Raw genomic sequence first — 22,572 nt, 5'->3', positions numbered from 1 at the left:
CCGTTTGTTGTGATGTCGGCGGGGCGCTGCCCCGTCTTGAGCGTGGCTCGTGACTTCCCGGGATATTTTGGGAATGAAGAAACCTTGGGGTTTTCACCAGAGGCGGTTCGGGGTTTGGTGTGGCCGAGGAGATTTCGGGGAGGGGTGCCATGTTGAGTGGGATCAAGATTGTTGAGTTTGAGGCTTTGGGGCCTGCGCCGTTTGCTGGCATGCTTTTGGCGGATTTGGGGGCCGAGGTCACGGTGATCCATCGCAAAGCTGCGGCGGAGACGCCGGGCAAAGAAGAGCGCAACCTGTTGGATCGTGGCAAACGCTCGATCGCGTTGGACCTTAAGAATGGCGGTGATGTGCAGGTGGCCAAGGCCCTAGTGGCACAGGCCGATGGGCTTACCGAAGGGATGCGGCCCGGCGTGATGGAACGGCTGGGTTTTGGGCCGGATGAGATGTTGGCAATGAACCCAGCGCTTGTTTACGGGCGGATGACCGGGTGGGGGCAGGACGGGCCGCGCGCCAAACAGGCGGGGCATGATTTGAACTATCTTAGTCTGAGCGGGGCTTTGTTTTATGGTGGCGTTGCCGGCGATACACCCGGCGTGCCGCCAACGATGTTGGGCGACATTGGCGGTGGCGCGATGTATTTGGTGGTCGGCATGTTGGCCGGATTGTTGCGGGCGCGCGAAACCGGGCAGGGGAACGTTGTTGATGCGGCGATTGTGGATGGGGCCAGTCACATGATGGCCCTACTCTTGTCGATGGGGGATCAGTTTTCGACAACGTCCCGTAGGGCAAGCCTTTTGGATGGGCCGCATTGGTCGCGCTGCTATGCCTGTTCTTGTGGCGGGCATGTGTCGGTTCAATGCCTTGAGCCAAAGTTCTATGCGATGTTTCTAGAGGCCATGGGCCTCACCGATGATGCCGGTTTTGTAGCGCAGTTTGACGCCGAACAATGGCCGGTCCAAACCGCGCGTTTGGCGGGGATGTTTGCGGGCAAGCCACGGGCGCATTGGGCGGAAATATTCGCGAATTCAGACGCTTGTGTCGCGCCGGTATTATCGCCGGACGAGGCGCGAAGCGATCCGCATGTTGTGGCGCGCGGGATTTGGACGGCGCATGGCCCGGCCCCGGCCCCACGCTTTGATAGCATGCCACTGCAGCAGCCAAGCCCAAGCCCGGCGCGTGGGCAACATAGCGGCGAGATACTGAAAGATTTGGAAGATAGAGGTTTGATATGAGCCAACCCGAGAGTTTTGCGGCCCTGTTGCGCGCCCGCGCGTCTTGCCGTGGGTTCCTAAGTGAGCCGGTGGCGCATGAGGTAATTGCCGAGGTGTTGCGCGATGCCCAGCATGTGCCGAGCTGGTGCAATTCACAACCCTGGCAAGTAACGGCCTGTGGGGCGGAGGAAACAGCGCGACTGGCCGTCGCCCTTTATGAGCATGTCGGACAGGCGGGACACGCCAGCGACATTGATTTTCCCAGCGCCTATGAGGATGAATACAAGGCGCGGCGGCGCGAATGTGGTTGGCAGCTTTATGAGGCAGTTGGCATCGAAAAGGGCGACCGGGTTGGATCAGCGGCGCAGATGCGTGAGAATTTCCGTCTGTTTGGTGCGCCGCATTTTTTGTTGATCACCACGCCCAAGGCGCTTGGGCCCTATGGGGTTTTGGATTGTGGGGCCTTTGTCACGGCGGTTTTGCTAGGGCTTGAAGCGCGGGGGTTGGGCGGTATCGCCATGGCCTCGGTCGCCGGGTTTGCGCCGTTTATGCGCGATTGGTTTGACGTGGGTGACGACCGGGATGTGCTTTGCGGTATTGCGCTTGGGCACCCGGACCGCGACGCCGCCGCCAACAGGTTTCGCACCACCCGCGCCCCGGAGGGCGAGGTGGTGACTTGGCGATAAGGGCTTGAAACTACGCCTCTTCCAGCCGGTCCGTGGCGGGTGGGGGCGTCGGGCTTAGGGCCGAAATGCGCGCATAAAGATCGTCATCCATCGGGTAACGCATCCCCTCGATTGAAGGGCGCAATTGTTCGGCCGAGCGGGCCGAAAGGATGGGGACGGGGCGCGCGGAATGATGGGCGGCCCAAGCCACGGCGAGGGTGGCGGGATCGCTTCCGACCTCTTCGGCAAGGTCAACCAAGGCCTGAGCGGTGTCGTGCATTTGCTGTTGTCCATAGCGCGCGCCATAGCGGTCATCTTCGGTCAAACGACCGCCGCGCCCACCGGCGTATTTGCCGGTCAAAAGCCCGCCGCCAAGCGGCGAATAGGGCACCGGAAGGATGTCTTCGGAGGCACACATCGGCAGGATTTCGACCTCGGCCTGACGTTTAACAAGGTTGTACATCGGTTGAATGACATCAATGCGGGTGCCAAAGGATTTGGCAATGCTCTGGGCCTTCATCACCTGCCAGGCTGCAAAGTTTGAAACGCCAATATAGCGTGTCTTTCCAGCGGTTTGCAGTTCGGCCAATGTCTCAAACGTTTCTTCGAGCGGTGTGTCATCATCAAAGCGATGCAGATAGAGCAGGTCGACCACATCCATACCGAGCCGGGTTCGGCTTTCATCAAATGTTGTCAAGATGTTAGAGCGGCTGTTACCGCCGACGTAGCCCGCCTTGGTGGCGATGAAAAGCTGGTCACGTTCGGCGGCGGCGCATTTGCCGAGAAGGGTTTCAGACGCGCCGCCGGTATAGACATAGGCGGTGTCAAAATGGCGGATACCAGCGGCGCGGCAGGCGTCAAAGAGCGCGCGGCTGGCGGTTTCATCGGCTTTGCCACCAAATTGCATGGTGCCAAAAGCAAAACGGGCCGGGCTATCGCCGGATAGGGTGGTCAGATGTGTCATGGCAAAAGGGTTGCACAAAGCGAGCGACGCGAAAAGCCCCTAGCAAAGGAGGTGGCACGAAAGGACACTGGACAGGGCTTACTCAAAGGGGCAGTCTGGCCTTATGCGCGTAGTCCTTTCATTTGCTTTTCTCCTGCCTTTTTCGATGGTTAGCGCCAGCGAGATGTGTACGGAGGATGCGATGATCGTCTTTGATGGTTCGGGGTCGATGGCGGAAATGGGGTTCAACGACATCGATGAACCACGCATTTTTGAGGCGCGTCGCGCATTGCATCAGACCGTTCCCGCGATAGGGCAGGTCCGGCGCTTGGGGCTGGTGATTTATGGCCCCGGTGGTGAGGGCGGATGCGGCAATGTGGATGTGCGATTTGCACCGAAATGGCAGGCGGCCCCGCAGATTTTGGACGAGGTTGATCAGCTTGAACCCGATGGGGATACGCCCCTAACCGAGGCGGTGGCTGCGGCGGCTAATACTTTGAATTACAAGGAACAACCCGGCGCGATTGTTCTTGTTACCGATGGCAAGGAAACCTGTGGTGGCAACCCCTGTGCGCTTGCGGCAGAGCTATCGGCGGAAGGCCATGACCTCACCGTGCATGTGATCGGCTACAAGGTGCGTGGTGATCAGTTTGCCTGGGAAGGGGAAGGGCATAATGACTATAAACAGGCGACTTCGGTGGCGCGCTGTTTGGCGGATCGAACCGGTGGTCAATATGTCAGTGCGGAAACCGTGAACGAGTTGATTGGCGCGTTACGGGTGACGCTTGGTTGTTCGGTGATTGGGCGGCTGGATTAACACGGCGGTCGGTGACGGTAACGGGCCGTTCGGCCCATGCGCAACGGGGCATTCCGTCCAAAACAGTGTGAGTTTGGGGGGGATTGCCCCCTTTGGTTTTTGAACCCAAGAGGCGGGTTTTGGAGCAATCTGTCCGATTCCAGCCCGGTTTTGGGGGAGATTGGCTCCGTTGGATTTTGGGGAGAGCCCTCGGGCGGCCTGAAAGCCGGGTTTTTGGTTAAATTCGGGGTAGGGATGGTTAACCGCGCTGAGGGTGCGGTTTTGAGACGGGCGTAGAGAGGGGCCAGCCCCTCTTGCCGCGCGCGGCAGTTCACCCCGGAATATTTTGGGAAACAAGGAGCCGGGGGCAGCGGGGATTGGCAACCGTTAGGGCAGGAAGAAGATCACCGTGGTGATGGCCCCGACACCGGTCACAAACCAGCGCAGGTGGTTTTGGTTTTTGATGCGGCGGCTTTGGCTTGCCCCGACATAGCCACCGATGGTGATGGCCACGGCGATGACCAAGGCGGGTTTCCAGACGATCAGGCCGGCAGAGATAAAGGCGACGGAAGAGACCACCGAAATGATTGCCGAGATCAGGTTTTTCAGCCCGTTCATACCGTGCAGGTTTTGGTAGCCCAGCAGGCTAAATGCCGCGAGCAGCATGATGCCAAGCCCGCCGTTGAAATAGCCGCCGTAAATCGCGACCAACAGGATTACGAGAGCGGAGACAAGAAGCCCGGCCTGACCGATGCCACGGCTTTTGGCGAACCTCAGGATGGCAGGGCCAGCGCCAAACAACACGGTGGCGAGCAGCAGGAGCCAAGGGACGACACCGGTGAATACCTCGCTTGGGGTGACGATGAGCAGCAGCGCGCCGATGACTGCGCCAAGGGTGGCGAGGGCGATAATCGCAGGAAGCTTGAGGGGGCCTTCGGCGCCGACATCATGGCGAAAGGCCCAAGCGGCCGAGGCATAGCCGGGCATGGCGGCGAGGGTCGAGGTGGCATTGGCCAGCACGGGTGGCAGGCCAAACCAGACCAAGGCCGGGAAGGTCAAAAACGTGCCGCCGCCAGCGACAGCGTTCAAAATGCCCGCCACAAAACCCGCCACGAACAGAACTGTCATTTCCAGCATGTCTCGCCCTCCCAAAGCTGATCGGTTATGAGGGGGTGTTTTGGGTTTGGCAAGGGGTGTTGGACGGCGCGGTCAGGAGGTGGCTTTGTCCTGAGTTCCCATCGCTTTTGCAACGGCATCCAACAAATCGCGGCGCCGGACCGGTTTCATCAACCGGATGTCTTCGGGGCGCAACCCGTTGCCGTGAACCGTGGCCTCAGCCGCGTAGCCGGACATGAAGATCACCGGCAATGACGGGTCAAGTGCGCGCAACTCTTTGGCCAAGGTTGTGCCCTTGATATGGCCGGGCATGACGATGTCGGTCAAAAGCAAGTCAAAGCGCGGGTCAGCTTCGAAGAGCTCCTTGGCGCGATCCCCGGAGGCGGCGGTTGTCACGGCATAGCCAGCGGTTTGCAACATTGAGGTTAGCACTTCGAGCACGGCGGCTTCGTCTTCGGCAAGCAGGATGCGTTTGCCTGTTTGTGCGTTATTCGATGTTGGAGCGGTGTTTGGGTCTGACTCGGTGATGTCTTTGGTGACGGCGGGGAAATAGAGTTTGAACGTGGTGCCAACACCGAGTTCGGAATAGACTTGGACCGTGCCGCCCGATTGGCGCATGAAGCCCAAAACCATAGGCAGCCCAAGGCCAGAGCCGCTTCCGGCCGGTTTGGTGGTAAAGAAGGGATCAAAGATACGCTCGAGCGTGGTGTCTTCGATGCCATCGCCGGTGTCGGACACGGCGACCATGACATAGCGCCCGGGATCGAGTTTTTCGTTGCGGCTATCGATATAGGTTTGATCAATGCGCACATTCGCGGTTTCGATGGTCAGTTTGCCGTTCTCAGGCATCGCATCACGGGCGTTGAGGATCAGGTTGAGAAGAGCGCTTTCGGCCAGACCGGGGTCAACCTCGACCGGCCACAAACGGGCCAAAAGCGAGGTTTCCACGTCGATATGAGAGGGCAGGGTGCGGCCGGCCCAGTTTTTGGTGTCACGCACCAATTTGTTGAGATCGACGACCTGAGGTTGCAGGGGCGCGCGGCGCGCATAGCTGAGCATGCTGCGAGTGAGATCGGCGCCGCGCAGGGTGGCGTGGATGCAAGCGTCGAGATGTTGGGCGCGTTTTTCGTCGTCTTTTTCGTCCTGAAGCAATTCCAGATTGCCCAAGGTCACGGCTAGCAAATTGTTGAAATCATGTGCCACGCCGCCGGTCAGTTGGCCGATGGTTTCAAGCCGCTGTGAGGCGGCGAGTTGCGTTTGCAGCAGCTCTTGTTGCCGCTGATCCTCAAGACGTTTTGAAATGTCGGCGACGTTGGCCCGGATGAGGGTTTGGTCAAAAGGTGGCATGCGGGCAAGCGAGACTTCGCAGGGGATTTCCGTGTTGTCGCCAGTCAGATGGGTCCATTCAAATTTGGGATGACCACCCTCCATCGCTTGTTGCAGGAACTTGCGGGCTTGGTAGGCGCTTGGATCGCCAGAGGGTTGTAATTGTGGGCTGAGGTCAGACAGGGTTGTGCCGTTGAGAAGTGTCTCGCGGGACAGGCCAAAGAGTTTTTCGGCACGGGCATTCACCGACACAAACCGGTTTTGGTCTACGTCAAAGATCATGATGGCGTCGGGCGCGTATTCCACCATGGTTTCAAATTGACGGGTTCTATTGGCGGCGTCGAGATCGGTTTCTTTCCAATACCGGCTGAGATTGTCGACAAGGGCAATGATCAACACGTTGGTCACCACAAGGGTGATGATCATGATGACCCAATTGGCGGTGCTTTGGTTCCATGTGGAAAGCGGCACCGGGGGCGAGGTGAAATAGCCCTGCACAAAGGCATAGGCCATGGCCGTGACCACCGCCGTAAAGGCGGCAAAGACCATATAAGTGGTTTTACGATCAAACAGTGCCGCACAAAGCGCCATATGGAATGGGAAGGCAACAAAGGCCGCCGCGCCAAGGCCCAAACCCGTAATGCCAACAAAATTGGCCACGACATAGCCGGTGACCATCATGCCGCCGCGCAGCGCCAGATGTTTATCATTGCGCAGGAATAGCGTTGGTAGGATGCACAGGACGGCCAAGAGTCCGGTTGTGGTTATAAAGAGCGGGCCAAATTGACCAATGCGGAATAGGTTGATCAGGACAACAAGCGCGGCCACCCCCGACATGATGTCGATGACAATCCGCAGTGTCTTGTTGACCCCCTCGTTATAAGAGGCGGTTGTCTGGAAATTGCTATTCAGCACCATCTAACGCTCCTAAAACTCTTTCACCATAGTTTCAGAGCGCTGTTTCGCAACACATAAATCGAATTGTTCCCGAGCAGAGTAGGACAATTGGTGTTGCCATCACAGATGACAATAAGCGTGTGGGGCCGAAATGAAAAAGGGCCACCCGGAATGGGCGGCCCTTGATCGGTTGGAACCGGGTTCCGGATTTAGTTAGGCACGTCGCCGGTGATGCCTTCGACGTAGAAGTTCATGCCCGCCAAAGTGCCGAGATCGGCGGTTTCGCCCTCAGCCAGCCAAGCCGAACCGTCTTGCTTGTTGAGCGGGCCGGTGAAGGGGCTGTATTCGCCGGTGCGGATGGCTTCGACCATCGCCAGAGCGGACGCTTTGACATCAGCGGGAACCGCCTCAGAGATTTCACCGATCTCAACCATGCCGGTGTCGATCCCATCCCAAGTGTTCTTGGATTCCCAAGTGCCGTCGATCACATCCTGAACGCGCTGGATGTAGTAGGGGGCCCAGTTGTCGATGATCGAGGAGACGCGCGGCATGGGCGCATAGTCACCCATATCAGAGGCCTGACCAAAGGTGATCACATTGCCGGCCTCTTTGGCGGCGGCCTGAGGTGCGGTGGAATCGGTGTGCTGAAGAACAACGTCAGCGCCGTTTTCGATCAGAGCGCGCGCGGCGTCGGCCTCTTTGGCGGGGTCAAACCACGTGTAGGCCCAAACAACCGAAAACTCGACGTCAGGGTTGACCTTTTTGGCGTGGATATAGGCGGAATTGATGCCGCGAATAACCTCGGGGATCGGGAAAGACGCGATGTAGCCGATCTTGTTGGTCTTGGTCATGTGACCGGCGATGTGGCCCTGAACGGCGCGGCCTTCGTAGAAACGCGCGCTATAGACGGACACGTTGTCGGCCTGTTTGTAGCCGGTGGCGTGCTCGAATTTTACATTCGGGAACTTGGCGGCCACGGCCAGCGTGGGGTCCATGTAACCAAAGGAGGTGGTAAAGATGATGTCGGCCCCGGCAATCGCCATCTGGGTGATGGCGCGTTCGGCGTCGGCGCTTTCTGGCACGTTTTCTTGGAAGATGGTTTTCACCTTACCGTCAAAATGCGCTTCCATTTTCTGGCGCGACTGGTCGTGCTCATAGGTCCAACCGCCGTCACCCGGTGTGCCGATATAGATAAAGCCCGCTGTGACGTCTTCTTCGGCAAAGGCCGCGCCGGCAAAGGTGGCAGCAGCGGCAACAGTGGCCAGCAAAGTTCTGCGTTTCATATGATTATTCCCCATTGGTGGTGGTTTCAGTCTCGGTTTCTTCTTCGGGCGCATTCAGCAGGCCTGAGGTGATCAGCCCCGCCGGGATCGCCACAATCCCCAATCCAATTAAAAGAGTTATCGCAGTAAAGACGCGCCCGCCAGTGGTGACTGGATAAACATCGCCATATCCGACGGTTGTTAGTGTCGCGATGGCCCACCACGCGCTTTGCGGGATCGATCCGAAAATCTCGGGCTGGGCGTCTTTTTCGAAGTGATAGATGCCGACGGCGGCAAGAAAGAGCACGATGGCGGCCAGCACGCCAAAGAGCAGCATTTCCTCGCGGTTAGAGCTAATCGCATGTTCGAGGCGCAAAATGGCGCGGCGCATGCGCAGGAGTTTCAGAAGGCGAAAGATGCGCATCAGGCGCAGGGTGCGCAACACGGTGCTATCGGGAAGCAGGAAGAGCAGGGCGGGCAGGATCGATAGAAGGTCGATCAAGCCCCAAAAGCTAAAGATATAGCCAAGCCGGTTTTCGGCGCTCCAGAAGCGCAGGCAAAACTCGGTGACAAAGATCGCCAGAAGGACGGCTTCGAGGCCGAGCAGGATCTTTTGCATGTCGGTGGAATGGCCCGGCATGCTTTGCAGGGTGATGGTAAAGGCCGACAGAACAATCGCCATATGAAGCCCCGCCAACGGCAGTTTGCCGTAGCGGGGATCTTCGCCCTCAAGCGCGAGAGCAACGCGATGTTTCAACCCTGACGCCATGTGTGTCCTTTAGCTTGAGGCGTGGAAGGAGCGGCCAAGCGAGGCCGGGGCCCCATGCGCGCCGCGCGCCGAGATGATGACCAGAACCAGAATGGTGATCAGATAAGGCGAGGCAGAGAGAAGGGCGACCGGCACCTTGGCCCCGGCGGCCTGAAGGTTGAGCTGCAAAACGGTGACGCCGCCAAAGAGGTAGGCCCCGATAAGGATGCGCCACGGCCGCCAGCTTGCAAACACCACGATGGCCAAGGCGATCCAACCGGCCCCAGCGGTCATGCCTTCGGTCCATTGCGGCACCCGCACGAGGCTAAGGTAAGCCCCGCCAAGACCCGCACAGGCCCCGCCAAACAGGATGGCGATCATGCGCACGCGCACCACCTTGTAGCCAAGCGCATGGGCGCTATCGTGGCTTTCACCCACCGCGCGCAGGATCAGCCCGCCGCGGGTGAATTTCAAGAAGGCCCAGACAAGGATGACCATCAGGACCGCGACATAGACCATGATGTCATGACGAAAGAACATGGTGCCAAGGGCGGGAATGTCCGAAAGCGGCCCAAGGTCGAGTTTCGGCAGAGTGGGGGATTTGACGCCCTCATAAGGTTTGCCGATCAGCGCCGAAAGGCCAAGGCCCGCAAGGGTCAGGCCAAGGCCCGTGGCGACTTGGTTGGACAAGAGGTATTGGGTCAGCAGGGCAAAGACAAAGCTAAGCGCCGCCCCGGCCCCCGCAGCGGCAACAAAGCCGACAAGCGGGCTGTCGGTGTTGACGCCAACCGCAAAGCCGACCACCGCCCCGGTGATCATCATGCCCTCAACCCCGAGGTTGAGCACGCCAGCCTTTTCCACGACCAATTCGCCAATCGCGGCAAAGAGGATTGGCGTGGCCGAGACCATGATCGAGGCGACGAGGAGGATGGGGGAGATTGAACTCAGGTCCATTTAAAGGCCTCCTGTGGGACGGTGACATATTCTGTCGAGGACTGTGTCGGACACGACGTCAAAAGAGGTGTTGCCATGTTTCTATGTGTCATCACACCGCCTCCTTCTTGGCCAGTCGCAGGCGGAAGTTGGTGAAGACGTCAGTGGCCAGCAGGAAGAACAACAGCATGCCTTGGAAGAGCTGGATCGCCGCGCCGGGCACGCCGAGCATGAGCTGGGCCAATTCGCCGCCGATATAGGTCAGCGCCATAAGCAACCCGGCGAGCAAGATGCCGATGGGGTTCAACCGGCCAAGAAAGGCGACGATGATCGCGGTAAACCCGTAGCCCGCGTTGAAATCAATGGTGATCTGACCCGCCGGGCCGGTGACTTCAAAGAACCCGGCAAGACCAGCCAGCGCACCGGAAATACCAAGGCAGAGGATGACAATGCGGGAAGGATTGACGCCCGCAAAACGCGCGGCGCGCGGCGCTTCGCCGGTGAGACGGATGTTAAAGCCTTGGATATGGCGGCTCAGCAGGACATAGGCCGCAATCACCGCGATAAAGGCGGCGACAACACCCCAGTGCATGCCAGTTCCTGCAATGAGTTCGCCGTTATAAACCGCGTCCCATTCCTTGAAATTGCGCGACCCGGGAAAGCCCATGCCCTCGGGATTGCGCAGGAAACCAGAGGCGGCAGAGGCGAGAATGGTTTCGGCCACATAGACCAGCATCAGCGACACAAGGATTTCATTGGTGCCAAGTTTGGTTTTCAAAATCGCCGGGATCATCGCCCACGCCCAGCCGCCAAGCGCCCCGGCGACAAGCATCAGAGGAAAGAGCAGCACGCTATCGGACGGGTAAAGCGCAAGGCCCGCCGCCGCACCGCAGATCGCCCCCATGATGTATTGGCCTTCGGCCCCGATGTTCCAAATCCCGGCCTTGAACCCAATGGAAAGACCAATGGCGATAAGGATCAGAGGCCCGGCCTTGACCAACAGTTGCGGACGGGTAAAGCCCGAGAATTGCTCGGAAAAGATCGGGTCCCAAAAGATGGTGCGGATCGCTTCAAACGGGTTGGCACCAAGCATGGCAAAGAGAATACCGCCGACAATCATAGTGAGGATCACCGCCAAAATCGGCGAGAGCACCACCCAGGCGCGCGATGGCTGGGGGCGTTTTTCAAGTCGCAGCATGTGCCGCCTCCATATCATGGGCTCCGCCCATCATCAGACCAATCTGTTCCATATCAAGCCCTTGCACGGGGCGCGGAGTCGACAGACGCCCTTCGTTCAACGCGCCAAAGCGGTCAGAAATTTCCATAAGTTCATCAAGGTCTTGGCTAATTACCAAGATCGCCGCGCCGCCATGGGCGAGGTCAAGCAATGCCTGCCGGATCGCAGCGGCGGCGGCGGCGTCTACGCCCCATGTGGGTTGGTTGATGACCAAAAGCTCGGGCTTTTGCACGATCTCGCGGCCCACCACGTATTTTTGCAGGTTGCCACCCGAAAGTGCCCGCGCCGCAACATTGGGGCCGGGGGTGCGCACGTCGAATTTTTCAATCACATCCTCGGCAAAGAGCCGCGATTTGGCCCAATCAATAAAACCGTTTTTGACAAGACCGGCGCGTTTTCCGGCGGTTAGAACGCCGTTCTCGGTCAGGCTCATGTCCGGCGCGGCGGCATGGCCAAGACGTTCTTCGGGGGCCGACAACAGACCGGGAAGGCGACGCTCTCCGGGGCCTTGGCGGCTCACGTCCTTGCCCTGAAAATGCACCATGCCGGGATCAGAGAGCCGTTCGCCCGACAGCGCCATGAGCAATTCGTCCTGACCATTGCCAGCGACGCCACCAATGCCCAAAACCTCGCCCTTGCGCAGTTCAAACGAGATGCCGCGCAACGGCGTGCCGATGCCATCAAGGGCGGGCAGGGTGAGGTTATCAACCGTAAGCACCACCTCGCCCAGCGTCACATCGCGGGCCTTTGGGGTGGCGAAACTAGACCCGACCATCATCTCGGCCATTTCGCGCGCCGAGGTTTCGGACGGCGTACAGGTGCCAACGTTTTTGCCGTGGCGCAAAATGCTGGCGTGATCACATAGGGCGCGAATTTCTTCGAGCTTGTGTGAGATATAGAGGATCGAGGTGCCTTCGGATTTCAGCTTGCGCAGGGTTTCAAAGAGGATGTCCACCTCTTGCGGGGTCAAAACGCTTGTCGGTTCGTCCATGATCAGCAGGCGCGGATCTTGCAAAAGACAGCGAATGATTTCAACGCGTTGCCGTTCGCCCGCCGAGAGGCTTGCAACCTCACGCGAGGGATCAAGCGGCAGGCCGTATTGTTCGGAGACCTCGGAAATCCGTGCGGCAAGATCGCGGGGCTTGGGCGGGTTTTCCATGCCAAGCGCGACGTTTTCGGCCACCGACAGCGCATCAAAGAGCGAGAAATGTTGAAAGACCATGGCGACACCGGCCTGACGGGCAACCGAGGGTTTTGGCGGTGCAAAGGCGTTGCCATCCAAGGTCATGGTGCCGCGATCCGGGCCAACCAGCCCGTAAATCATTTTGACCAGCGTCGATTTACCAGCGCCATTTTCACCTAGCAAAGCGTGAATTTCACCTTTGCGGATGTCAAAGGAGACGTCGTCATTGGCCACAACGCCTGGGTATGCCTTGGTTAGGCCCTGGATGCTGAGGAGTGTATCGTCCACGCGCTCTCTCCTTTGGTTTCAAGCGTAAGTAGCTGGGAGGCCACGCCTATGGCAATGGCCTGAGGGTGTTTGCCGAGCTGTTTTTGACCAATTGGGCAGGTTATGCGCGCAATTTGGGCGGGTGTATGGCCCAGAGCGGCCAGCCGTTTGCGAAACCGCGCCCATTTGGTTTTTGACCCGATGACCCCGGCAAAGTTGAAACCGCGGGTAAGGGCGGCGTGGCAGAGCTGAAAATCAAGCTCGTGACTATAGGTCAGGATCAGATGCGCGGCGGTTTGCGGCGCATGGGCCATAAGCCGCGCGGGTTCAACAGCGGGAAGAATGGTGACGTTGGGCGGGATGGCGTCGGGAAAGCGGTCGCGCCCGGTGTCGACCCAAGTCAGGGCCAGATCGGGCATTGGGGCCAGTGTGTTCACCAAGGCGCGCCCGACATGGCCCGCCCCCCAAATCCAGACATGGCGCGAGGGGCGTAGAACCGGTTCGATCATCCAACCCTGATGCAACTGTGGTGCGGGTGGTTGGCCTTGGGCGCGGGCGCGGTCCAGCAGGCGTTGAACCGCCAAGGGCCGGGTGCCGGGGCCACGGGCGATGATGGTTTTGTCGTGAAGATCGGCGAGGGTTTCGGCGGTATAGTGTTCGGTCAAAAGCGTGACCGCACCGCCGCAACATTGGCCAAGCTCGGGGCCAAGCGCATGGCGGCTTATCCCGGTTTTGGAAAGGGCGACCTGCGCCGCTTGATATTCAAGCGCGCCGCCACCGATGGTGCCGCTTTGCCCGCCGTTCCAGACAAGCATCGCCGCGCCAACATCGCGCGGGGAGGAGCCGGCCACATCGGCAATCACCACGCGGGCGACCGTGCCATGTTGGTCAACGGCGGCGCTCAGGGCGTCAAGATCAAAGCCCATCGCGCACCTGTTGAACCGCCTTAAGCACCCGTTCCGCCGTGGCCGGGGCATGGAGATCAGGGTAGCGATCGCCACAGGCCGAGACCGCATCCGACAGCGCCATCAGAACTGAAATCCCATGCATAAAGGGAGGTTCGCCCACGGCTTTGGAGCGGTAAATCGTGTCTTCGCGGTTCTCAGAGGCCCAAAGGTCAACGTTGAACACATCGGGGCGGTCAGAGCAGGCGGGGATTTTGTAGGTCGAAGGCGCATGGGTGCGCAACCGGCCCTTGTCATCCCAGACCAGCTCTTCGGTGGTGAGCCAACCCGCGCCTTGCACATAGCCGCCCTCGACCTGACCCACATCCAGCGCCGGATTGAGCGATGACCCAGCATCATGCAGGATATCGCTGCGCAAAATGCGGTTTTCACCGGTCAATGTGTCGATCACCACCTCGGTGCAGGACACCCCATAGGCAAAGTAGAAAAACGGCCGACCGCGCCCGGCAACCGGATCCCATTCCAGTTTCGGTGTTTTGTAAAACCCGGTGGAAGAGAGGCTTACGCGCCCTTCGTAACACCGTTTGGCGGCCTCGGCGAAAGAGACATCTTTGCCATCAACAAAGACAACACCATCTTCAAAGGCGACCTCGGTGCCAAGGAATTCGGCCATGCGGTCGCGAATGGTTTCGCAGGCGATTTTCACCGCCATCCCGTTAAGGTCCGAGCCGCTCGACGCCGCCGTGGCCGAGGTGTTGGGCACCTTGCCGGTGTCGGTGGCGGTGATGCGGATGCTATCCATCGGCTGGCCAAAGACCGTAGCGGCGACTTGCGCCACCTTTTGGAACAACCCCTGACCCATCTCGGTGCCGCCATGGTTGAGCTGGATCGAGCCATCTTGATAGACATGCACCAAGGCACCGGCCTGATTAAGATGAGTGAGGGTAAAGGAAATCCCGAACTTGACCGGCGTCATGGCGATGCCGCGTTTCAAGACCGGATTGTTGGCGTTCCAGTGATCGACCGCCGCGCGCCGGGCTGCATAATCGGCGCTCTCTTCGAGGCGGGACACCATGGCGCCCAGCTCGAAATCTTCGACCGGCTGACCGTAATGGGTGACGCCCCTTGGTTTCTTCTGTCCAGACATATCCTCGGGAGGGCTCGGCTCTGCCGAGTGGGGGGCGGATGGCCCCCCTTCGACATAGAAATTCGCCCGCCGCACCGCGAGGGGATCACGCCCCAAGGCATGGGCAATATGATCCATCACCCGCTCAATTCCCAACATGCCCTGCGGCCCACCAAAGCCGCGAAAGGCGGTGGCGCTTTGGGTGTTGGTTTTCAAGCGATGGCTTTCGATGCGCATATTGGGAAGGAAATAGGCATTGTCCGCATGCAACATGGCGCGATCTGCGACTGGGAACGACAGGTCTTGCGCCCAGCCACAACGGGCCAGTTGCAAAAAGTCGAGGCCCAAGACACGGCCCTGATCATCGTAGCCGACCGTATAGCCGATGCGAAAATCGTGGCGTTTGCCGGTGATGGTGAAATCATCGTCGCGGTCATAGCGCATTTTGGCGGCGCGCCCGGTCTCCGCCGCCACCACGGCGCAGGCGATGGCAAGCGCGTTGCCTTGGCTTTCCTTGCCGCCAAACCCGCCCCCCATGCGTCGGGTTTCGACCCGGACGCCGTGCATCGGAAGGTGCAGCGCATGGGCGACCTTGTGTTGGATTTCGCTTGGATGCTGGGTCGAGCTATGCACCAGCATGTCGCCGTTTTCCTGCGGGAACACCAAAGCGGCCTGACCTTCGAGATAGAAGTGTTCCTGACCGCCCATCTCGATTTCGCCGCTGATCTGATGCGGGGCCGCGGCGATGGCACTGGCCGCATCGCCCGACTGCCAGATGCGCGGGCTGCCGTCGAATTGGCTTTGGGCGGCCATGGCATCGTCGATGGTCAGGATCGCGGGCTCTTCGCTATAGGTGATTTGGCCGAGCTGCGCCGCCTTGCGGGCCGCAAGGTGCGAAGTGGCCGCCACCAAAAACACCGGTTGGCCGAGATACATGACCCGATCGCGCGCCAAAAGCGGTTCGTCATGCACGGAAGGCGAGCAATCGCACTCTGAGGGCAGGTCTTCGGCCTCCCAAACGCCGATAACCCCCTCGGCGGCGCGCACCGCGTCAAGGTTCACCGAAGTGATGGTGCCAAAAGCGATTTCAGCGGTGCCAAAGGCGAGATGCAGACAATCAGCAGGCGTAGGAATATCATCAACATAGCGCGCGGCCCCGGTGACATGCAGGCGCGCGGCGTCATGGGGGAGGGGTTTGCGGACACTCATGGGCGCACCTCCAGAACATTGGTTGCGGCCCCGAGGCTATCGAGAAGGTAACGCGACAACATATTGCGCGCGGTTGAGAGCCTGTAGTCGGCGCTGGCGCGCATATCGGACATAGGGGTGAAATCCTGATGCCACGCGTCCCACGCGGCGGCGATGATGTCTTCGCTCCAGGGGCGATCTAGCAGGGTGTCTTCCACATGGGTGGCGCGTTTTGGTGTCCCGGCCATGCCACCAAACGCGATGCGGGCGTTGGTGACCTTTCCGTCCTCAATCGTCAGGTTGAAGGCCCCGCAAACGGCAGAGATGTCTTGATCAAAACGTTTCGAGAGCTTGTAGACGCGCAGGGTGTCGGGCTGTTTGGGGAGGCTGATCGCTTCGACAAATTCGCCGGGATAGCGATCTTGTTTGCCATATTCGATATAGAAATCTTCGATCGGCATTTCGCGGCGGGTATCCCGGAAACGCAGATGCAACGTGGCCCCAAGGGCGATGAGCGCCGGAGGGTTATCGCCGATGGGCGAGCCGTTGGCGATATTGCCGCCGATGGTGGCAGCGTTGCGCACTTGGGTTGAGCCATAGCGGCGGATCATTTCGGCGTAAGACGGGTGGTGTGTGTCCATCAGGCGATGCACCCGGTCCATAGTCACGCCAGCCCCAATATGGAGGGTTGTGGCGGTTTCGGTGATGTCTTGGAGATCTCGGCAGCGATTTAGGAAAATCGCCGGGGTGATGGGGCGGTGTTGCTTGGTGACCCAAAGCCCAACATCGGTTGCCCCGGCCACAAGGGTCGCCTCGGGGATTTTGGCATAGAGGTCGGCGAGGTCATCCGAGGTTTCGGGGGCGTAGACGTCGGAGGGGGTTTGGGGGACGGACGCTAGGCTGTCTGCCGGATCGGCAAGAGGGGGGCTGTCTGCCGCATGGGTAAGAGGGGGGCTGTCTGCCCCTCGGCCCTCGGGCACCCCCGAGGATGTTTTTGGAAATAAGAAACCGGGGCTGGTTTCGGGATAGCCGGGTTTGGGGGTGGTTTCGATGGATTGGGCGGCGCGGATAATCGGGGCGTAACCGGTGCAGCGGCAGAGATTGCCCGCCAGCGCATCATCGTGGTTTTGATCATCATTGAGATGGGCCACGGCCATGGAAACGGCGATGCCGGGGGTGCAAAAGCCGCATTGGCTGCCGTGATGAGTGATCAGGGCCTCTTGGGCGGGATGAAGAGTTTTGCCGTCTGGGGCGAGACCTTCGACCGTGCGGATAGCTTTGCCGTGGAGTTGCGGCAGGAGCAGGATGCAAGCGTTGAGCGCACGTGCTCCGCGTTCATCCGTGACCATGACGGAGCAAGCGCCGCAGTCGCCTTCGTTGCAGCCCTCTTTGGTGCCGTTGAGGTTTTGGGTGTCGCGTAGCCAATTGAGGAGCGTGGCGTCGGGGGAAACGCCTTTTAACTCCACGCTCTCTCCGTTGAGAAGAAAGGTGATATTCATGGGTTTTGCCTGCCGCCTTACCATGTCCTCTGTTGGGTCTTGCCTATGAAAGGTCTTGCCCGGTGTCAGAGTGCGCGCCCTCGATGCGGCGTAGAAAACGCGCTTGTTCCCTGTTGTGAAGCTCAGGCTAGGGGCGGCTGGGCGGTTTTGGCAAGCGAAAATGTGCATTTGCGCGGCGGCTTTGTTGGAATTGCCTGTTTTTGAGGCATGCGAGGTGAGGGTCAGGATGTGTTGATTTGACGTATTTGGTTTGATGGGGCTCGTTCCTGACTAGGCTCATCGCAGTTGGAAAACTGATTTTATTTCAAGGCGATGGAACGCGGATCAGGGGCGCGAGCTACAACATCGTGCCGACAAATGGACCGCTTGAAATTAACCCCGCCAGTTCCTGTGCATTTACCCCCTGCGTTATTGCCCGCTATGCGTCAGGGCCGGCAGATCAAGGCATCTTGACCCTATCTGTTTGCCCCCGGTGGTGGCGACGACATAAGGTAGCCAAATGACAGAGCCTCGATTCATCCACCTGCGCGTCCATACTGAATATTCCCTTTTGGAAGGGGCCATGCGGTTGAAAAAACTGCCCGGCATTGTGGCGGGGATGGATATGCCCGCCGTGGCGGTGACGGATACCAATAACCTCTTCTCGGCATTGGAGTTTTCCGTCGGAGCGGCGGGGGCCGGGGTGCAGCCGATCATGGGTTGTCAGCTCTCTGTGCGCTATGTCGATCCGGCACCGGGTGAGCGGCCCAAGCCGCCCGCGTCGGTTGTGGTTCTTGCCCAGACCGAGCGCGGTTATGAGATGCTGATGAAGCTGAACTCTTGCCTCTATATGCGGCAGGGAAGCGAGTTGCCCTACGTCACCTTGGAAGAGCTGCAAGAGTTTTCCGAGGATGTGATTTGTCTATCGGGTGGGCCGGATGGGCCGGTGGGGCAGATGTTGCGAATGGGGCAACATGATGCCGCCGAGGCCCTGATGAAACGGTTCTTGGCGATTTTTGGTGATCGGCTTTATGTCGAATTGCAGCGCCATCCAGAAGAGGATGGAACCAAGCCCGAAGCCGAGCGTTTGAGCGAGCGTGGATTTCTTGAGATGGCTTACGCGCTGGATATTCCGTTGGTGGCAACCAATGACGTTTATTTCCCCAAGGCTGAGATGTATGAGGCCCATGATGCGATGATCTGTATCGCCGAAGGGGCCTATGTCGATCAGATCGAGCCGCGCCGCCGTTTGACGACGCAGCATTACATGAAGACACCACAGGAAATGGCGGTGCTTTTCGCCGATCTGCCAGAGGCCTTGGAAAACACGGTTGAGATCGCGCGGCGGTGCGCGTTCATGGCCTATCGCCGTGATCCGATCTTGCCGAAATTCGCCGATGATGAGGTGGCCGAGCTCCGCCGGATCGCCAATGAGGGCTTGCAAAAACGCCTTGCGGTGATCCCACATGCGGACACGGTTGAGAAATACCAAGAGCGGTTGGATTTTGAGCTTGGCATCATCGAAGGCATGGGGTTCCCCGGTTACTTTTTGATCGTTGCCGACTTTATCCAATGGGCCAAGGATCACGACATTCCGGTCGGTCCGGGGCGGGGATCGGGCGCGGGGTCTTTGGTGGCCTATGCGTTGACGGTGACCGACCTTGACCCATTGCGTTATTCGTTGCTTTTCGAGCGGTTTTTGAACCCGGAACGGGTTTCGATGCCCGACTTTGACATCGACTTTTGCATGGATCGCCGCGAGGAGGTGATCAAGTATGTGCAAGAGAAATACGGCGCGGATCGGGTTGGTCAGATCATCACCTTTGGGGCGCTTTTGTCCAAGGCGGCGGTGCGCGATATGGGCCGAGTGTTGCAAATGCCCTATGGGCAGGTGGACCGGCTTTCGAAAATGATCCCGGTTGAAGGGGTGAAACCGGTTTCGATTGAACAGGCGTTGCAACAAGAGGAGCGGCTTCGCGAGGAGGCGAAGAACGAAGAGGTTGTTGACCGGCTGCTGAAATACGGCATGCAGGTTGAGGGATTGCTGCGATCGGCGGGGACACACGCGGCGGGGGTTGTGATTGCCGACCGTCCCACGGACGAGCTTGTGCCGCTTTATCGCGATCCGCGCTCCGACATGCCCGCGACCCAGTTCAATATGAAATGGGTGGAACAGGCCGGGTTGGTCAAGTTCGACTTCTTGGGTTTGAAAACCCTGACCGTTATTCAAAACGCCATGGATTTGATTTTCAAATCTGGGCGCGATTTGCATGTGGCGGCGGATGGCACGCAGTTATATGAGCCAGCTGAGGGGGCACAGAACCAGATCAACGCCATTCCGCTTGATGATGAGGTGACCTACAAGCTCTATTCTGCGGCGAAAACCGTGGCGGTGTTTCAGGTGGAATCGACGGGGATGATGGATGCGCTTAAGCGCATGAAGCCGACCTGTATCGAAGACATCGTTGCGCTTGTGGCGCTCTATCGCCCCGGCCCGATGGAGAATATTCCGACCTATTGTGAGGTAAAGAACGGGCTCAAAGAGATCACATCTGTGCACCCGCTGATTGACCATATCCTTGAGGAAACTCAGGGGATTATCGTTTATCAGGAACAGGTTATGCAGATCGCTCAGGTCATGGCGAAATACACGCTTGGCGGTGCGGACCTGTTGCGCCGGGCCATGGGTAAAAAGATCAAAGAGGCGATGGACGCCGAACGCCCCAAGTTCGAAAAGGGCGCGGGCGAAAACGGGGTTCCGGCCAAAAAGGCGTCGGAGGTTTTCGACCTTTTGGAGAAATTCGCCAACTACGGATTCAACAAATCCCACGCGGCGGCCTATGCGGTTGTGTCGTATCAAACCGGGTGGCTCAAGGCGAACCATCCGGTGGAATTCATGGCCGGGGTGATGAACTGTGATATTCACCTAACCGACAAATTGGCGGTGTATTTCGAAGAGGTCCGCAAGGGGCTGAAACTGCCCTATGTGCCGCCCTGCGTGAACCGGTCTTTGGCGACATTTGACGTGGTGAACGGCGAATTGGTCTACGCGCTGGGCGCGCTGAAAAACGTTGGCGTTGAGGCGATGAACCTTGTGTCCGACGCCAGAGGGGACCAGCAATTTGTCAACCTCTTCGATTTTGCCCGCCGGGTGGAATTGAAAAAGGTCGGCAAACGGCCGCTTGAGATGATGGCGCGGGCCGGGGCCTTTGACATTCTGGATGGCAACCGCCGCCGGGTGTTTGATAGCCTTGATGCGCTTGTTGCTTATTCGACGGCGATCCATGAACAGCGCGGATCGGCGCAGGTGTCTTTGTTTGGCGAAGCGGGGGATGATTTGCCCGAACCGCGCATGTCGCCGGTGCCCGATTGGTTGCCAGCGGAGCGGTTGGCCGAGGAATTCAAGGCGATTGGTTTCTATCTCTCGGGGCATCCATTGGATGACTATATGCCAGCGCTGAAACGGGCCGATGTTTTGACGTTGGACGAGGTGATGGTCAAAGCCGAACGCTCGCCTTTGGTGGCCAAGCTGGGCGGAGTTGTGGCCGGACGGCAGGAACGCAAATCGGCACGCGGCAATCGCTTTGCCTTTGCGCAATTGTCCGATCCGACCGGGGCCTATGAGGTGACGCTGTTTTCCGATGCCTTGGAGAAATGCCGCGAATATCTTGATACCGGGTCCAAGGTGGTGATCACGGTCGAGGCGACGATGGAAAGCGATCAGCTGAAATTGCTGGGGCGGTCGGTCATGCCGGTGGAAAACGCCGTGGTCGGGAATTCGGTCGCCGGGATGCGGATATTTGTCGAAAACGCCATGGCCTTGCCCCAGATCGCATCGGTGTTGGAGCGCGCCAAGGAACAAATGCCCAAGGCACAACGCGGCCCGGTGCACCTATGTTTGAATGATCATGGCCTTCCGGGCGAGGTTGAGCTTGACCTGAAACAGGCCTTTCCCGTGACGCCGGAAACCAAGGGCGCGGTCAAATCTCTTGATGGGGTTTTGGCGGTCGAAGAGTTCTAGGCGCGTCCAAATTATTGGGATTGTGAAGGCCGGGGATATGGCTTTCAAAGCGCTTTGACACAGAGCGTTGCAATTCGTGTTTGGACGCTAACGCCAACCCGTGCCACCACTCGGCCTATGTTACGTGATATCTATATGTCTCGCGGTCCATTGGCCGCTTTCGCCGCCGAAGGGTTGTTCTGGGGCAGCTTTGCCGCCTTGGTGCCCGTCATCAAAGCCCAAGCCGGATTGAGTGACGGCGATTTCGGCGTGGTTATGTTGATTGCCGCCCTTGGTGCCGTGAGCGCCATGTGGTTGGCGCCCCGCGCCGAAGCCAAATTGGGGCGCTGGACCTTGCCGGTATTGGCGGCGGTGATGGCGGGGGCGTTCTTGTTTCCCGGCTATGCCACAAACGGGGTGTTTTTGGCGGTGGTGATGATGGGGGCGACCATTGGGTCGGGGTCCTTGGACGTCGCGATGAATGCGCGAATTTCGATCCTTGAGGGGCGTTCGGGGCGGCCATTGATGAACCTAGCGCATGGAATTTTCTCGGTTGCCTATGCGGTGTCGGCGCTTATGGCGGGGCTTGGCCGCGAAATCGGCTGGACGCCGTCCGAGATTTTCGCCGCTGGTGTTGCCCTATGTGGGCTGTTGATTTTGCAGATGATTGCCGCCCCGGTGCCGGACCCAGAGCCGGTCTCCGAAGAAGTCGCCAAACGCCGCCTGCCTTGGGTGTTGTTATTCCCGGCGGGAATGATCGTCTTGCTCGGCTTTATGACCGAACAGGCAACCGAGGGGTGGTCAGCCTTGCATCTTGAGCGCGGGCTTGGGGCAGGGGCCGCCGAAGGGGCGCTTGGCCCGGCGATCCTTGGCATGACCATGGCGGTGGGGCGTCTTTCCGGTCAGGTGATCGTGCATTATTGGTCCGAAGCGGCGGTGATCCGCGTCGCGACGGTGATAGCGGCGCTTGGCTCGGCGATTGCCGCCTGGGCCCCAAGCCTCGTGATCGCCTATCTGGGCTTTGGCCTTTTGGGGATTGGCGTGTCGGTTGTGGCACCGATGGCCTTTGCTTGGGTCGGGCGCATGGTGCCCGATGACAAAAAGGCGCTGGCGATCTCGCGTATTGCGGTTCTGGGGTATAGCGGCTTCTTTATCGGACCGCCCTTGATGGGGTTTTTGGCCGAAGGGTTTGGCTTGCCGGTCTCCTTTACCGCCATCTCGGTGCTTTTGTTGCTGGTGCCCGTGGTTCTTGTGCCAATGGTGGCGCGCTATCGCCCCTAAGGTGCGCGCG

At 59.1% G+C, this 22,572-nt stretch carries 16 protein-coding genes; 5 read left to right on the top strand and 11 right to left on the bottom strand.

The annotated features are described in order from the left end of the window. Positions 1-149 precede the first annotated feature (149 nt). Both Q1A43_RS10045 and Q1A43_RS10040 read left to right on the top strand, forming a co-directional pair. Entirely contained in the window at positions 150-1,232 is a 1,083-nt protein-coding gene (locus Q1A43_RS10045) for a CaiB/BaiF CoA-transferase family protein (protein WP_299934692.1), read from the top strand. After that, positions 1,229-1,897, top strand: a complete 669-nt coding sequence (locus tag Q1A43_RS10040) for a nitroreductase (RefSeq protein ID WP_299934688.1) — start codon at positions 1,229-1,231, stop codon at positions 1,895-1,897. Before Q1A43_RS10045 ends, Q1A43_RS10040 begins: the two co-directional genes overlap by 4 nt. Before the next feature lie 10 nt (positions 1,898-1,907). On the opposite strand, the gene Q1A43_RS10035 is transcribed toward Q1A43_RS10040, so the two are convergent. Beyond that, positions 1,908-2,840, bottom strand: a complete 933-nt coding sequence (locus Q1A43_RS10035) for an aldo/keto reductase (protein ID WP_299934685.1) — start codon at positions 2,838-2,840, stop codon at positions 1,908-1,910. Positions 2,841-2,985: 145 nt separating this feature from the next. On the opposite strand from Q1A43_RS10035, the gene Q1A43_RS10030 reads away from it, so the two are divergent. Continuing rightward, complete coding sequence (locus Q1A43_RS10030; RefSeq protein WP_299934682.1) at positions 2,986-3,636, top strand: VWA domain-containing protein; 651 nt, start codon at positions 2,986-2,988, stop codon at positions 3,634-3,636. A 366-nt stretch (positions 3,637-4,002) separates the two neighbouring features. Here the strand turns inward: Q1A43_RS10030 and Q1A43_RS10025 are convergent, their stop codons facing one another. The 10 genes from Q1A43_RS10025 to xdhA form a co-directional block, all read right to left on the bottom strand. After that, on the bottom strand, positions 4,003-4,752 hold the full coding sequence (locus Q1A43_RS10025; protein WP_299927652.1) for a sulfite exporter TauE/SafE family protein: 750 nt from the start codon (positions 4,750-4,752) through the stop codon (positions 4,003-4,005). 72 nt (positions 4,753-4,824) lie between these two features. Next, positions 4,825-6,975, bottom strand: a complete 2,151-nt coding sequence (locus Q1A43_RS10020; protein WP_299934679.1) for a response regulator — start codon at positions 6,973-6,975, stop codon at positions 4,825-4,827. A gap of 188 nt (positions 6,976-7,163) precedes the next feature. Beyond that, a complete protein-coding gene (locus Q1A43_RS10015; RefSeq protein WP_299927647.1) occupies positions 7,164-8,237 on the bottom strand; it encodes a BMP family ABC transporter substrate-binding protein in 1,074 nt (357 codons plus the stop codon). A 4-nt stretch (positions 8,238-8,241) separates the two neighbouring features. Further along, positions 8,242-8,985 (bottom strand): ion transporter, encoded by a 744-nt coding sequence (locus Q1A43_RS10010; protein WP_299927644.1) that lies wholly within the window; start codon positions 8,983-8,985, stop codon positions 8,242-8,244. 9 nt (positions 8,986-8,994) lie between these two features. Next, a complete protein-coding gene (locus tag Q1A43_RS10005; protein ID WP_299934676.1) occupies positions 8,995-9,918 on the bottom strand; it encodes an ABC transporter permease in 924 nt (307 codons plus the stop codon). 91 nt (positions 9,919-10,009) lie between these two features. Further along, complete coding sequence (locus Q1A43_RS10000) at positions 10,010-11,095, bottom strand: ABC transporter permease (protein WP_299934673.1); 1,086 nt, start codon at positions 11,093-11,095, stop codon at positions 10,010-10,012. Beyond that, entirely contained in the window at positions 11,082-12,605 is a 1,524-nt protein-coding gene (locus Q1A43_RS09995; protein WP_299934671.1) for an ABC transporter ATP-binding protein, read from the bottom strand. The genes Q1A43_RS10000 and Q1A43_RS09995 overlap by 14 nt, the downstream gene beginning before the upstream one ends. After that, positions 12,572-13,510, bottom strand: coding sequence for a xanthine dehydrogenase accessory protein XdhC (gene xdhC / locus Q1A43_RS09990; protein WP_299934669.1), 939 nt, complete (start codon positions 13,508-13,510; stop codon positions 12,572-12,574). Before xdhC ends, Q1A43_RS09995 begins: the two co-directional genes overlap by 34 nt. Beyond that, positions 13,500-15,824 (bottom strand): xanthine dehydrogenase molybdopterin binding subunit, encoded by a 2,325-nt coding sequence (gene xdhB / locus Q1A43_RS09985; protein ID WP_299934667.1) that lies wholly within the window; start codon positions 15,822-15,824, stop codon positions 13,500-13,502. Before xdhB ends, xdhC begins: the two co-directional genes overlap by 11 nt. Further along, on the bottom strand, positions 15,821-17,302 hold the full coding sequence (xdhA, locus tag Q1A43_RS09980) for a xanthine dehydrogenase small subunit (RefSeq protein ID WP_299934664.1): 1,482 nt from the start codon (positions 17,300-17,302) through the stop codon (positions 15,821-15,823). The genes xdhB and xdhA overlap by 4 nt, the downstream gene beginning before the upstream one ends. 499 nt (positions 17,303-17,801) lie before the next feature. Between xdhA and dnaE the strand changes: the two genes are divergently transcribed. Then, on the top strand, positions 17,802-21,302 hold the full coding sequence (gene dnaE, locus Q1A43_RS09975; protein WP_299934661.1) for a DNA polymerase III subunit alpha: 3,501 nt from the start codon (positions 17,802-17,804) through the stop codon (positions 21,300-21,302). Between the two features lie 117 nt (positions 21,303-21,419). Next, positions 21,420-22,562, top strand: a complete 1,143-nt coding sequence (locus Q1A43_RS09970) for an MFS transporter (RefSeq protein ID WP_299934658.1) — start codon at positions 21,420-21,422, stop codon at positions 22,560-22,562. Positions 22,563-22,572 lie beyond the last annotated feature (10 nt).

Origin of the sequence: uncultured Pelagimonas sp., from assembly GCF_947498515.1 — a bacterium.
GTDB lineage: Bacteria > Pseudomonadota > Alphaproteobacteria > Rhodobacterales > Rhodobacteraceae > Pelagimonas.
This window is presented reverse-complemented; position numbering and strand designations above follow the sequence as displayed.

Excerpts from the sequence above, each read along its gene's own strand:
- Q1A43_RS10045 (WP_299934692.1), top strand. The coding sequence starts at position 150 with ATGTTGAGTGGGATCAAGATTGTTGAGTTTGAGGCTTTGGGGCCTGCG.
- Q1A43_RS10040 (WP_299934688.1), top strand. The coding sequence starts at position 1,229 with ATGAGCCAACCCGAGAGTTTTGCGGCCCTGTTGCGCGCCCGCGCGTCT.
- Q1A43_RS10035 (WP_299934685.1), bottom strand. The coding sequence starts at position 2,840 with ATGACACATCTGACCACCCTATCCGGCGATAGCCCGGCCCGTTTTGCT.
- Q1A43_RS10030 (WP_299934682.1), top strand. The coding sequence starts at position 2,986 with ATGGTTAGCGCCAGCGAGATGTGTACGGAGGATGCGATGATCGTCTTT.
- Q1A43_RS10025 (WP_299927652.1), bottom strand. The coding sequence starts at position 4,752 with ATGCTGGAAATGACAGTTCTGTTCGTGGCGGGTTTTGTGGCGGGCATT.
- Q1A43_RS10020 (WP_299934679.1), bottom strand. The coding sequence starts at position 6,975 with ATGGTGCTGAATAGCAATTTCCAGACAACCGCCTCTTATAACGAGGGG.
- Q1A43_RS10015 (WP_299927647.1), bottom strand. The coding sequence starts at position 8,237 with ATGAAACGCAGAACTTTGCTGGCCACTGTTGCCGCTGCTGCCACCTTT.
- Q1A43_RS10010 (WP_299927644.1), bottom strand. The coding sequence starts at position 8,985 with ATGGCGTCAGGGTTGAAACATCGCGTTGCTCTCGCGCTTGAGGGCGAA.
- Q1A43_RS10005 (WP_299934676.1), bottom strand. The coding sequence starts at position 9,918 with ATGGACCTGAGTTCAATCTCCCCCATCCTCCTCGTCGCCTCGATCATG.
- Q1A43_RS10000 (WP_299934673.1), bottom strand. The coding sequence starts at position 11,095 with ATGCTGCGACTTGAAAAACGCCCCCAGCCATCGCGCGCCTGGGTGGTG.
- xdhC (WP_299934669.1), bottom strand. The coding sequence starts at position 13,510 with ATGGGCTTTGATCTTGACGCCCTGAGCGCCGCCGTTGACCAACATGGC.
- xdhB (WP_299934667.1), bottom strand. The coding sequence starts at position 15,824 with ATGAGTGTCCGCAAACCCCTCCCCCATGACGCCGCGCGCCTGCATGTC.
- xdhA (WP_299934664.1), bottom strand. The coding sequence starts at position 17,302 with ATGAATATCACCTTTCTTCTCAACGGAGAGAGCGTGGAGTTAAAAGGC.
- dnaE (WP_299934661.1), top strand. The coding sequence starts at position 17,802 with ATGACAGAGCCTCGATTCATCCACCTGCGCGTCCATACTGAATATTCC.
- Q1A43_RS09970 (WP_299934658.1), top strand. The coding sequence starts at position 21,420 with ATGTTACGTGATATCTATATGTCTCGCGGTCCATTGGCCGCTTTCGCC.